The organism is Flagellimonas taeanensis, assembly GCF_003584105.1.
GTDB classification, from domain to species: Bacteria; Bacteroidota; Bacteroidia; order Flavobacteriales; family Flavobacteriaceae; genus Flagellimonas; species Flagellimonas taeanensis.
The window spans coordinates 182,783-194,448 of sequence record NZ_QXFO01000009.1 but is presented as its reverse complement, the minus strand read 5'-3'; the positions used below and the strand labels follow the sequence as shown (position 1 = coordinate 194,448).

The following is an 11,666-nucleotide window of genomic DNA, read 5'->3' as shown; positions in this document are numbered from 1 at the left end:
CTTCTTTAGGTAATTTGTCACATCGAGCCCATCGACTACGCTCAGGGCAAACTCTGGTCGAGATGTCTCAAACATATTGGAAGAGATTTCTCGCCCTAAATTATCAGGACTCGAAATGACAATAAACTGTATCTCTTTTCGAGTTGCAAAAATAGGTTTAATCCCCTAAATACAATTTACTTTTCTATTTTTACATATTGATTCCACTCTATGAGCCAATATATTGAAAGATATCAGCGAAGAAAACTGATCTCCTCCTACTTTTCCGTGGTACTGAGCATTGGACTTGTGTTGTTCCTTCTCGGTGCGCTTGGTCTTTTGGTGCTGAACACCAAGAAGCTGGTCGACCATTTCAAGGAGCAGATCACCATTTCCGTATTCCTGAAGGACAGTGCCAAGCCCGTAGAGATCGATCAATTGCAAAAAAGTCTGGCCTTGGCCGAATACACCAAATCCGCCGAATATATTTCAAAAGAGGATGCCGCGGAACAGTACAGTGAGGACATTGGTGAGAATTTTGTGGAGTTTTTGGGATACAATCCCCTTAAAAATTCCATCGATGTGCACTTGAAAGCGGATTTTGTGTCCCCGGAACAGATCACCGAGATTGCCGAAGGGATAGCGGAAAAAACCTATGTGGACGAAGTGAGCTACGACAAGCCCTTGATAGAACTGCTCAATGACAACGCCCGAAAAATAGGGCTTTGGATCTTGGTGGCCAGTATCATTTTCACCGTCATTGCGGTTTTGCTCATCAACAGCTCCATACGCTTGTCCATTTACTCCAAGCGATTCATTATCAAGACAATGCAAATGGTCGGGGCGACCAAAAAATTTATCCGAAGGCCGTTCATCTGGACCAATATCAAACTGGGCATGATCGGGGCCTTGGTGGCCCTCATTTCCCTAGGCATTTTACTGTACTACCTCAACAAAAATTTCCCGGAACTGAACCTCTTGGATGACTACCCCATCCTTATCCTCCTATTTGTGGGCGTGTTCGGATTGGGGGTTGCCATCTCATGGGCCAGCACCCATTTTGCGACCCAACGTTTCCTCAATCTGAGGACGGACCATCTGTACTATTAGACAAAAGATATTGGGCCGCTCCGCTGAAAGATGCGAGACTCCTTTCTCCACTGGATTGATTTTGCACTTATTATGGGAAAGTTTTGATTAAATTTGTGCCATGAGCAAGAAAAACAACAACGATCAAAAACCCAACAAGGAGTTTGTTTTCCAAAAGAAAAATTACCTCTTTCTTTTTATCGGCATTGCCTTCATTGCCCTGGGTTTTATTTTGATGAGTGGTGGCGGGAGCGATGATCCCAATGTCTTCAACCCAGAGATCTACAATTTTAGACGGATCCGTTTGGCCCCCACTTTGGTATTGATCGGCCTCGGCATCCAAGTATATGCCATTTTGTTGAACCCCAATAAAAACAAGCACTGATTTGGAGTTGATAGATGCGATCATCCTTGGTATCATTCAAGGATTGACAGAATTCCTGCCCGTGTCTTCCAGCGGCCATTTGGAATTGGGAAAAGCCATATTGGGAGCGAATGCCCTTCCCGAAGAAAGTCTTTTGTTCACGGTGATCCTGCACTTTGCCACGGCATTGAGCACCATTGTGGTGTTTCGAAAGGATATTCTCGAAATTTTTAAGGGTCTTTTCCAATTCAAATGGAACGAACAGACCCAATTTTCCCTCAAAATCATCATTTCCATGATTCCCGCGGCATTGGTCGGGCTCTTCTTAAATGATTTTATTGAAGTATTTTTTGATGGTGCCATTATCATTGTAGGGATCATGCTCATCATCACTGCCATTTTGCTCTATTTGGCCGACATGGCCAAGACCACGGACAAAGGGGTGTCTTTCCGGAGTTCCTTTGCCATCGGTATGGCCCAGGCCGTAGCCATCCTGCCCGGCATTTCCCGAAGTGGGGCCACGATTTCCGCGGCCGTGCTATTGGGCGTTGACAAGACCAAATCCGCTCGTTTTTCGTTTTTGATGGTGGTTCCGTTGATCTTGGGCAAAGTGGCCAAAGACCTTATGGGGGGCGAGATCAATTTTCATGGGGACCAGGCCGTGGCCATGGGCGCAGGGTTCATCGCTGCCTTCATTGCCGGATTGGCCGCCTGTACCTGGATGATCAAACTGGTTCGCCAAAGCAAGCTTACCTATTTTGCCATCTATTGTTTCATCGTTGGGCTTATTGCCGTGGCTTGGAGCATTTGGGGATAGATCAGTACCTTTGTCAAAACCCAAAGCTTAGCTTTTGAAGACCAAAGAAGATTTTTTGAACGGTCAGATCCTTCTGATCGATAAACCTTTGGAATGGAGTTCGTTCCAAGCCGTAAATGCCTTAAAGTGGGCCATCCGGAAAAAATTCAATCTCAAGAAGATAAAGATTGGCCATGCCGGCACCTTGGATCCATTGGCCACCGGTCTGCTGGTCATCTGTACCGGAAAGTACACCAAGAAAATCCCTGAACTCCAAGGCCAAGTAAAGGAATATACGGGTACGTTCACCCTAGGCTCCACTACGCCTTCCTATGACCTGGAAACCGAGGTGGACCAGACTTTCCCCACCGAACATATCACCGAGACGGCCATTAAAGAGACCGCAAATCAATTTTTGGGGGAGATAGCACAGGTCCCCCCGGTATTCTCCGCATTGAAAAAAGACGGCAAACGGCTCTATGAACTGGCGCGGGAAGGCAAAGAAGTGGACATAAAACCAAGAAAAATAACACTCTTGGAATTTGAAATTACCAGAATCGCCCTCCCCGAGGTCGATTTCAGGGTGATTTGCAGCAAAGGGACCTACATCCGCTCCCTGGCCCATGATTTTGGCAAGGCATTGGGCTCAGGTGCCTATCTTTCAGCCCTCAGAAGAACCAAAATAGGGGATTTCAACGTAAATAATGCTACCAGCCCTTTAACTTTCAAAGAAAGTCTGGAGTAAAATATTTTTTGAAAAATGCGGTTATAGTATGACCATGAACCTGAACAGAAGCCAATTATCACTCTTGATCACCTTCTTTTCCATGGCCATTGTGATCCTGTTGTTGTTCAACATTCACTTGGGCGGGATGAAAGAGGATGAATACGTCATTGAAATGAGCTTGGCCGATGAGGACATAGAAAAGTTGCTCGAAGAGGAAGAAAAAAAGTTGGAGGAGCTAGCTGCCAACAGTGACCCCATCAAAAGCCACATGGCCCTGAACGAAACGGCAAAACCTACCGTCGGGAACCCCGAACCCCTGAAAACCTTGGAAGAACTTATCGAAGAAAGGGCTCTGAGCAGTGAGACTGGGGAATATTCCGGAGACGACAGTTTTTCGAGCCAGTTGAAGCAGCTCCGGCAGCAACGGGACGAAAAAAAACAAAAATTGGGCGAGCGTGATGCCCAAAAAGAAGAGTTCACCAACTATTTAAAGGATAAACGTACCTCCATTTCCTACTCCCTTGTGGAAAGAAATGCCTACTCGTTGCCACCGCCCATTTATACCTGTATCGAAGGCGGAAAGGTGGTCATCAACATCAACGTGGATTCCAATGGCTATGTCACGGATGCCAGTTTTAACGACAAAAGTTCCACGACCAGCAACGGCTGTTTGGTGGACAACGCCATCAACTATGCACTAAAGGCGCGTTTCAGCCCCGATTCCAAAAGTTCGCAAATCGGGACCATCACCTATTTATTCCAGAGCAAGTAGTTGTAGGATATCGCCGAGGATATTTTTGCCCTTGTCCTTGTTGTACCAAACTTGGAGGTCCTGTTTGAATCCATCGGTCAGTTTGCCATGCGCTGCCTTGAACGCCTCTACCATTTCCGTGGCGACACTGGGTCTAGGGCCCCACTCTCCCACAATTTGCTCCTTGTTCTTGTCCAAAACGATGAGCTTGGGAATGGAACGGCTCCCTTTGGTCAAAAAGGCATCCATAAGCTCTAGGTTTTCATCCCGGAGAACAATCTTTAGTTCTATATTTTTAGCTTTCCTGGCTATTTGGTCCATGATGGGCAAGCTGGCAGCGGCATCCCCGCACCAACTCTCCGTCAACACCAAGAAGACCAGTTTTGAATCCAATTTGGAAAGCTTTTCGTGTACATCTTCCGGCATCTTAAAAGTTTTCTCCCATCGGCGCATACGTTGGTCGTTGAGTTGGGTAAAATTGATACGGGCCTCTGACTGTTCCGGTCCCGTGGTCTTGCCCTCCTCGGCCAATCTATGTACCCGTTCACGATATTCTTGATAATCCTTTCCTTTGGAAAGGGCTTCTTCAGCCAATGACAACCTATCTTTTTCGATGACTTCCATACAGATTTATTTTTTCAAAAATACAATGGGCCAATGGCCCATTTTGTGACTTTTGTCATTGGTAGCCCTTTTTATGAAAACCTTGCAAACCAAGTAAAATAATTCTTGTTCCATTCTGTATTTGTGAATAATCCAGCCGTCCATCTCAATTTTATAGTCACTATCTTTATGGTCAAATTTTTTCTATGGAAAAACACAGGTGTGGGTGGTGCGTTGGCGACCCCTTGTATGAAGCATATCATGATACGGAATGGGGTGTTCCAGTAAAAGACGATGACCTTCTCTTCGAATTTTTGACCTTGGAGACCTTCCAGGCGGGACTGAGTTGGATCACCGTACTAAGGAAACGCGATAATTTCCGCAAGGCCTTTGACCAGTTCGATTATAAAAAAATTGCAACCTACAAACAGCCCAAGATCGATGCCCTTTTGGAAGACCCGGGCATCATCCGCAACAAATTGAAAGTACACGCCACCGTGTCGAATGCAGTTGCGTTTATGGAAATCCAAAAAGAGTTTGGAAGTTTCAGCAACTATATCTGGGGATTCGTGGACGGCAGTCCCATCAAAAATACACTGGAAAATTACAGGCATGCTCCTGCAACGACCCCTATTTCCGATGCCATCAGCAAAGACCTGAAAAAACGCGGCTTCAAGTTTGTGGGAAGTACCGTGGTCTATGCCCACATGCAGGCCACTGGTATGGTGAACGATCATGAAATCCATTGTTTTAGATATCATGAAGTGTAGGGCTGGTCTATTATTGCTGCTCTTTCTACCCTTTTGGGCAATGTCCCAAGAAAAGCGCGAACAAGAATTTAGGATTGACAGGACGCAATTCCCTGATGTGGCATTTTCCCAAATCGAGGAATATCTGACAAATGCCAAAAGAATACGCTTCTACCAAGAAATGGACAGCACCAAAAAAAGCTACGAGGCCAAGTTCAAGAAAGGGAGGCTGCACTATAGTGTGGAGTTCAGTGAACAAGGGAAATTGGAAGATGTGGAATTTATCATCAAGGAAAGGGACATGCCCAAAGATTCCTGGAATGCGATTATGGACCACCTCCATATGGAATATCCCAAGTTCCATATCAAAAAAATCCAACAGCAATATCCGCTGAACGACCGTGATCCCCAAAAAATGTTGCACGAGGCCTTCCAAAACCTGATTTTGCCCTACATCAATTATGAATTTGTTTTTTCTGCCAAAAAAGACAAAGGGTTCCAAACCTATGAGGCCCTGTTCAACGCCGAAGGTACCCTGATCCATATCCGTAAATCACTCCCCCCAAGCTACGATCATGTCCTATATTGAAAAATGGCCTTCCCTTCTTTTCTTCTTTTTGTTCTTCGGCGCCATCCATGCCCAAGACAACCTCACTGGTTATTGGCAACCTCAATTTGCACTGAATTATGATGTCACCGGGATCTATTCGCATAATTTTTCGGTGGCCAACCGAAATTATATCATTGAGGACAGCGAAGTATTGTTGAAAATAAGACAGATTGATCTGGTCCATTTTTCAACACTCAAGATAAAAGACAATCAAAGCATAGCTTTGGGCATACAGTATCGGTTCAGGAACAATTTTGATGGTGGCGATAACGAACTTCGACTCACTCAGCAGTACAACGTGACCAGCAAGCCTCTGTCCGTCCGTTATGGTCATCGGTTCCGGTCGGAGCAGCGCATCACCGAATCACTCACCACCCACAGGTTCCGATACCGTTTCGCAGTGGATTTTCCATTGATGGGCGAAAAGTTGGACCTTGGGGAGCCTTACTTTGTGGGCAGTTTTGAAAACTTGCTCAGTGTGGCCAAAGGCACTTCTTCCCAATACGATGCCAGGCTGAGCGGACAGATAGGGTGGCAACTGGACGGCGGGCTAAAGCTTCAGGCCGGTGTGGAATACCGTATGGAGGAATTCACGTCAGGGCAGCCCCAAAATGTGGTATTTTTACTCACCAGTGCCCAATTGTCCCTGTAAAATTTCCATAAACCTATTTCTTGGGATCAATTCGGCACCAAGGCTTTCCAAATGATCGGTATGAACTTGGCAATCAATGAGCTTGTAACTTTTTTTCTCCAGTTCCTGTGCCATTTTGATAAAGGCGTATTTGGAGGCATTGGGCCTTAAACTGAACATGCTTTCCCCACAGAATACATGGCCCAGGTCCACGCCATAGAGTCCTCCCACCAGTTGGTCTTCCTCCCAAACCTCGTAGGATCGGGCAATTTTCTTATTGTGTAGATCAAAATAGGCCGTTTTCATCTCTGGGGTAATCCATGTCCCATGCTGTCCTTTCCGTTCCACCTGGGCGCAGTGCTCCATCACTTTTTCAAAACAGGTGTTTTGGGTGAGCCTGAACTTGTCGCTCCGCAACTCCTTTCGCATGCTCTTGGATATTTTTATTTTATCCGGGAAAAGCACCATTCTGGGATCCGGACTCCACCAGAGGATAAGGGCATCGTCATTGAACCAAGGAAAAATACCGCTTTTATAGGCCAAAAGAAGTCTTTCGGGCGACAGGTCACCGCCCACAGCGAGAAGGCCATCCTCATTGGCCATCTCTACTGGGGGAAACTCCAACCGTTTCCCTAAAAAATGTAGCGGAAATTTGCTCCCGTAGTTTTCCACAATACTGTTTTATCCTAAAAATAAGCAATGGAACAGAAAAGAGAAAGCCCTTCCTCTTTCTCAGGTTGGGCTTTTATGAAAAATGTTGTTTCCTTAAAAGGAAAGATGGTTGGCTTTTTTAGAACGGAAGGTCGTCGTGATCCTCCTCATTGAGGTCGTCCGCAGGCTCAAAGGCTTCCATGGGAGGAACAGGGGGCATGTTACTGTTGCCGGTCTCAGCCTGTAGGTTCTCGATGCGCCATCCCTGGATGGAGTTGAAATATTTGGTTTCTCCCTGAGGGTTCACCCATTCCCTGCCCCTAAGGTTGATGCTTATCTTCACGGCTTGGCCCACATTATAGCTATCCAACAAATCACATTTGTCCTGTACAAACTCCACCAAAATATGCTGGGGATATTGCTCTTCCGTGGTCACCACAACCTCTCTTTTCCTAAAACCATTGCTTCCGAAGGTTTTGGTATCATCGATCATCTTGATTTTTCCCTGAACTTCCATTATGTTAATTTTTGTTGAATTTCAAAAGTACATAAAATGAATCCTATTGAAAACCCGTTATGCTAACTAACTATCAACATGTTTTCCATTTTCCGCTATCTTTAAAACACAATTCCGCCAACAATGAACTTCAGCCCCCAAAGGAAAGCTTCCAATATTACCTTGTTGATATCTGCATTCATCATTGTGAGCTTGATTTTGTGGAACACCAACAGTTTTTTCAGAAAGTTCAAGGAAGAAGAGCGTTTGAAAATGGAAATATGGGCCACGGCCCAGTTGGAGCTCATCCAGTCCCCGGTGGACCAAGAACTGGGCAACCTCACCTTGAAGGTGATGGCCAACAATACGTCCACTCCCATGATCTTGGTCAATGAGGAGGGGTCCTATAAAACGCACAACATTGCCAAAGATAAGATTGCCGATAGCATCTATATCCAACAAAAAATAGAGCAGTTCAAGAACGAGAACGAGCCCATACAGATCATCCAGGAAGATGAACTGCTGGAAACACTCTACTACGGAAACTCCGAGGTACTCAACAAATTGAAGTACTACCCCCTTGCGCTACTGCTCATCATATGTCTGTTCGGCACGGTCATTTTCTTTTTCTTCAAGACCAATAAGGCCTCGGAACAGAACAAGCTTTGGGCAGGAATGGCCAAGGAGACCGCACACCAGATCGGCACCCCGCTGACATCTCTCATGGGTTGGAACGAGCTGTTGAAGACCGAGGACATCAACCCGGATGTGACCAAGGAAATTGCGAAGGACATTGACCGCCTGCAGACCATTACGGAGCGTTTTTCCAAAATAGGCTCCATCCCGGAACTGCATGTACACGACATTGTGGAGGAAACCAAAAAGGCCTACGACTACTTGAAACAAAGGAGCTCCAAGCTGGTACACTTCTCTTTCAGCAGCAATGTGGAGGAAGCCCCTGTACTGCTGAATCCCCCGTTGTACAACTGGAGCATTGAAAACTTGGTAAAAAATGGAATCGATGCCATGAAGGGCAAAGGGAACATCGCCATACAGATCGAGAAAAAGGGACAGACGGTCAACATTTTGGTTTCGGATACAGGTCATGGAATCGCAAAAAGTGACTTCCAGAACATTTTTAATCCTGGGGTGACCACCAAGAAAAGAGGTTGGGGATTAGGACTTTCACTGGTAAAAAGAATCGTGGAAGAATACCATAAAGGAAAAATTAAAGTATTTTCGTCTAGTAAAGAAGGAACAATCATGCAAATTTCCCTAAGAGCAAATGAAAAATGAAATGAGCCATGGCAAAGGAAAAAAAACTCGTAATAAAGGAAGCTGAGATTACCAATAACTGCCCCGAATGTTATAATCAGGAACTAAAGCTTACCTTCTATCAAAAACACACCTATGGTGCTCTCTACCACAGAACGACCAATGAGGTGACCCACGAGCTCAAGTGCAACAAGTGCAATTCCATCATTTATCCGGTGAACTGGACCCCAGACATAGAAAGGGTCTATGAGTATTACAACAAACTGGTGGCCCCTGACCGAAAGTCGGTGCGCTTTACCACCTTGTTCTTCATCATTGTGGCATTGCTGCTCTGCCTAGTGGCGGGAGCTGCATACTTTTTTATTCAGGGTACAATTTAGAGGTGGGACCGAATGGCTTCGGCCACGGCCTCAAATTCTTCTGTGGTCAATTTTTCCTTGTGCTGAAAGGTTGCGTTCGCCATGCTCTGCAAGGGAATAAGATGCACGTGCACATGGGGCACTTCGAGACCAATGACGGTCATGCCGACCCGCTTGCAGGGAACGGCTTTTTCCAGGGCAATGGCCACTTTTCGTGAAAACGACATGAGTTTGTTATAGGACTCCTCGTCCAAGTCCCATATTTTGTCCACTTCCTTTTTGGGGACACATAGGGTATGCCCTTTGGAATTTGGGTTGATGTCCAAAAAGGCGAAGTTGTCCTCGTCTTCGACTATTTTATGGCTGGGAATCTCCCCATTGATGATCTTGGCAAAAATACTGGCCATCTTGATTTGGTTTTTAACTAAAAATCCCGTCGTGGGACGGGATTAAATATACAGATTTTAATCGTTGTCACTCCCTGGTAATCTCCAAAACTTCTAGTTTCAAGGTTCCATTCGGCACCTTGATCTCTGCCATGTCGCCCACTGATTTTCCCAACAACCCTTTTCCTATCGGGGAGGTAACGGATATCTTTCCGGTCTTTAGATCGGCCTCGCTTTCGGCCACCAAGGTATATTTCATGACCATACCATTGGCCTGGTTTTTCAACTTTACGGTCGACAGCACCAGTATCTTTGAGTTGTCCAATTGTGATTCATCGATCAATCGGGCATTGGCCAAGGTTTCCTCCATTTTGGAAATCTTCATTTCCAAGAGGCCCTGTGCTTCCTTTGCAGCATCATATTCGGCATTCTCGGAGAGATCTCCTTTGTCCCTGGCCTCTGCAATGGCCTGGGATGCCTTGGGACGCTCCACATCCTTTAGCTGGTTCAGCTCGTCCCTCAACTTCTTTAGTCCTTCAGCGGTATAATAAGATATCTTGCTCATATCGTGATGTTTTAATGCAAAGGGACATCGAAGAAAATCAAAAAAATTTCCCCAATGGTCTCTTTCTTTACAAATACAAAAAATCCTCAACGATTCCCATGACCTGCATGGTTTTTGCGAGGATTTAACGCAAATATAGGTAATTTTTGTTCAACTTTGCTGAAGGAGCCCATTGAAAATACAGCTATGAAATACTTCTGGAGCCTTTGTCTTCTTTTTTTGCTATTATCCTGTAGTTCAGATAGTACCAACCGAAATCCCTATTTACAGGAGGTAAATTTCCGGTTTGAACTGAACCTCAACCTGCCCTTGTACAGCAATCTCAATACCATAGGCAATCCTGTGTATGTGGGAAACAGCGGTGTGGGCACCCGCGGTGCTTTTGTGATCAAATCCAGCTTGGACAGCTACTATGCCTTTGAGGCCAGTTGCCCCAACCATACCCCCAATGATTGCTCCACCATGACCATTGATGGGCAGAATGTGGTGTGCAGCTGTGAAGGCTATACCTATAACCTATTCACGGGACAGCAATTGGACAGGCCGAACGACGGCAAAAGATATCATGACCTACTATATTACAGGGCCACACAGAGTGGGAATGTGGTGGTCATCTCCAACTGATCAGCTGTTTCCCAAAATCCGGTCCATGACCCAACTGGTGTGCAATCCCGTTTTTCCGGTGGATGGGTGGATTGTTCTTCCCAACAGGTGTTCCCTGATGTTTTCCACATGAAATTGTTGCACATGATCTGGATGGGGGATTTCGAGGAACTGTTGCCCTGAATCATTTTCCAAGATCAAAGGGGCCTCGTCCAAAACCGCAAAGCTGATTTTTCCTCCAGAACCCAAAATCTCCACGTTATCGACCCTTTGAAAAGAGCCAAAGTTCCAGAAACCGGTTCCGGTGATACCCCCTTCGTGCAGCCAAGTCCCAGAAACCGTATCGTGAGCGGAATATAGCCCTTGTTGGTTCAATGCAATCCCGTGGGCCGTTTGAATGTCCCCCAACAGAAAGGTGAACAGATCCAGCCCGTGGCTCGCCAAATCATCAAAATACCCTCCGGGTGCCACTTTACTGTCCGTGCGCCAATTGTGTTCGCCACTCAGATCTAAATCACTGGGTGGCTTCGTCTTTTGCCAATGAATGTGCCGTACTTTCCCGATCAGGCCTTCATCCAGCCATTGCTTCACCTTAAGGAACCTGGGAAGCGAACGACGGTAATAGGCCACAAATAGTGGAATGTCCTTTGCCCGGAATGCATCATAAATGGCAAGACTGTCTGCATAATTGGGCGCCAAGGGCTTTTCGATGCAGCACGGTTTCCCAGCAGCGGCCACTTTAAGGGCATAAAATTTATGGGAGTCGGGTGGTGTGGCTATGTAGATGGCATCTATCTCCGGATGGGCAATTACCTCATCCGCATTGGTGGTCCATTGGGCTATTTTGTGCCTCCGGGCATAGTCCTTTGCCTTCTCCGCATTGCGGCGCATGACCATTCGTACTTCAAAATCAGGAGTGTTCACATAGGCTGGAACACTCTTTTTTTCGGCCACACTGCCACAACCAATGATGCCCCAGCGAAGGGGTCTGCTTTCAGGAAAAAGAAAATGGGATTCTGCCATATTATAAAA

The 11,666-nt window shown here is 46.0% G+C and carries 17 protein-coding genes; 11 read left to right on the top strand and 6 right to left on the bottom strand.

Going from position 1 to position 11,666, the window contains the following annotated elements:
• The first annotated feature begins 210 nt into the window (after nucleotides 1-210).
• The 5 genes from D2V93_RS04190 (at nucleotide 211) to D2V93_RS04170 (ending at nucleotide 3,727) form a co-directional block, all read left to right on the top strand.
• Nucleotides 211-1,089: a cell division protein FtsX gene (locus tag D2V93_RS04190; protein WP_119618508.1), complete on the top strand. Its 879-nt coding sequence runs from the start codon at nucleotides 211-213 to the stop codon at nucleotides 1,087-1,089.
• 100 nt (nucleotides 1,090-1,189) lie between these two features.
• Nucleotides 1,190-1,453, top strand: a complete 264-nt coding sequence (locus tag D2V93_RS04185) for a DUF3098 domain-containing protein (protein ID WP_119618507.1) — start codon at nucleotides 1,190-1,192, stop codon at nucleotides 1,451-1,453.
• A 1-nt stretch (nucleotide 1,454) separates the two neighbouring features.
• Complete coding sequence (locus D2V93_RS04180; RefSeq protein ID WP_119618506.1) at nucleotides 1,455-2,249, top strand: undecaprenyl-diphosphate phosphatase; 795 nt, start codon at nucleotides 1,455-1,457, stop codon at nucleotides 2,247-2,249.
• 34 nt (nucleotides 2,250-2,283) lie between these two features.
• A complete protein-coding gene (gene truB, locus D2V93_RS04175) occupies nucleotides 2,284-2,973 on the top strand; it encodes a tRNA pseudouridine(55) synthase TruB (protein ID WP_119618505.1) in 690 nt (229 codons plus the stop codon).
• Nucleotides 2,974-3,001: 28 nt separating this feature from the next.
• Nucleotides 3,002-3,727, top strand: a complete 726-nt coding sequence (locus D2V93_RS04170) for a hypothetical protein (RefSeq protein WP_313791103.1) — start codon at nucleotides 3,002-3,004, stop codon at nucleotides 3,725-3,727.
• On the opposite strand, the gene D2V93_RS04165 is transcribed toward D2V93_RS04170, so the two are convergent.
• Entirely contained in the window at nucleotides 3,710-4,330 is a 621-nt protein-coding gene (locus D2V93_RS04165; RefSeq protein ID WP_119618504.1) for a thioredoxin family protein, read from the bottom strand. The genes D2V93_RS04170 and D2V93_RS04165 overlap by 18 nt on opposite strands.
• 185 nt (nucleotides 4,331-4,515) lie before the next feature.
• Here D2V93_RS04165 and D2V93_RS04160 point away from each other — a divergent pair, with 185 nt between their 5' ends.
• From D2V93_RS04160 to D2V93_RS04150, 3 genes are read left to right on the top strand one after another with little or no spacing between them, the layout of a single operon-like run.
• A complete protein-coding gene (locus D2V93_RS04160; RefSeq protein WP_119618503.1) occupies nucleotides 4,516-5,079 on the top strand; it encodes a DNA-3-methyladenine glycosylase I in 564 nt (187 codons plus the stop codon).
• A 40-nt stretch (nucleotides 5,080-5,119) separates the two neighbouring features.
• On the top strand, nucleotides 5,120-5,647 hold the full coding sequence (locus D2V93_RS04155; protein WP_245978090.1) for a hypothetical protein: 528 nt from the start codon (nucleotides 5,120-5,122) through the stop codon (nucleotides 5,645-5,647).
• Nucleotides 5,634-6,320, top strand: a complete 687-nt coding sequence (locus D2V93_RS04150) for a DUF2490 domain-containing protein (protein WP_119618501.1) — start codon at nucleotides 5,634-5,636, stop codon at nucleotides 6,318-6,320. The genes D2V93_RS04155 and D2V93_RS04150 overlap by 14 nt, the downstream gene beginning before the upstream one ends.
• Here D2V93_RS04150 and aat read toward each other — a convergent pair.
• Both aat and D2V93_RS04140 read right to left on the bottom strand, forming a co-directional pair.
• Nucleotides 6,291-6,902: a leucyl/phenylalanyl-tRNA--protein transferase gene (gene aat, locus D2V93_RS04145; protein WP_083569554.1), complete on the bottom strand. Its 612-nt coding sequence runs from the start codon at nucleotides 6,900-6,902 to the stop codon at nucleotides 6,291-6,293. The genes D2V93_RS04150 and aat overlap by 30 nt on opposite strands.
• A gap of 187 nt (nucleotides 6,903-7,089) precedes the next feature.
• Nucleotides 7,090-7,467: a DUF3127 domain-containing protein gene (locus D2V93_RS04140; RefSeq protein ID WP_072875986.1), complete on the bottom strand. Its 378-nt coding sequence runs from the start codon at nucleotides 7,465-7,467 to the stop codon at nucleotides 7,090-7,092.
• Nucleotides 7,468-7,590: 123 nt separating this feature from the next.
• On the opposite strand from D2V93_RS04140, the gene D2V93_RS04135 reads away from it, so the two are divergent.
• Together D2V93_RS04135 and D2V93_RS04130 are read left to right on the top strand one after the other, a co-directional pair.
• Nucleotides 7,591-8,742 carry a sensor histidine kinase gene (locus D2V93_RS04135; RefSeq protein ID WP_119618500.1) on the top strand — a complete coding sequence of 384 codons (1,152 nt, stop codon included), beginning with the start codon at nucleotides 7,591-7,593 and terminating at the stop codon, nucleotides 8,740-8,742.
• An 8-nt stretch (nucleotides 8,743-8,750) separates the two neighbouring features.
• Nucleotides 8,751-9,101, top strand: coding sequence for a hypothetical protein (locus D2V93_RS04130; protein WP_072875990.1), 351 nt, complete (start codon nucleotides 8,751-8,753; stop codon nucleotides 9,099-9,101).
• On the opposite strand, the gene D2V93_RS04125 is transcribed toward D2V93_RS04130, so the two are convergent.
• Both D2V93_RS04125 and greA read right to left on the bottom strand, forming a co-directional pair.
• A complete protein-coding gene (locus D2V93_RS04125) occupies nucleotides 9,098-9,487 on the bottom strand; it encodes an HIT family protein (protein WP_072875992.1) in 390 nt (129 codons plus the stop codon). The two genes, D2V93_RS04130 and D2V93_RS04125, sit on opposite strands and share 4 nt — an antisense overlap.
• 67 nt (nucleotides 9,488-9,554) lie before the next feature.
• A complete protein-coding gene (greA, locus tag D2V93_RS04120) occupies nucleotides 9,555-10,031 on the bottom strand; it encodes a transcription elongation factor GreA (RefSeq protein ID WP_072875994.1) in 477 nt (158 codons plus the stop codon).
• Between the two features lie 186 nt (nucleotides 10,032-10,217).
• Here greA and D2V93_RS04115 point away from each other — a divergent pair, with 186 nt between their 5' ends.
• Nucleotides 10,218-10,655 (top strand): Rieske (2Fe-2S) protein, encoded by a 438-nt coding sequence (locus D2V93_RS04115; RefSeq protein WP_072876830.1) that lies wholly within the window; start codon nucleotides 10,218-10,220, stop codon nucleotides 10,653-10,655.
• Here D2V93_RS04115 and D2V93_RS04110 read toward each other — a convergent pair whose 3' ends face one another.
• Entirely contained in the window at nucleotides 10,656-11,657 is a 1,002-nt protein-coding gene (locus D2V93_RS04110) for a Gfo/Idh/MocA family protein (protein ID WP_119618499.1), read from the bottom strand. It lies immediately after the preceding gene.
• Nucleotides 11,658-11,666: the final 9 nt, after the last annotated feature.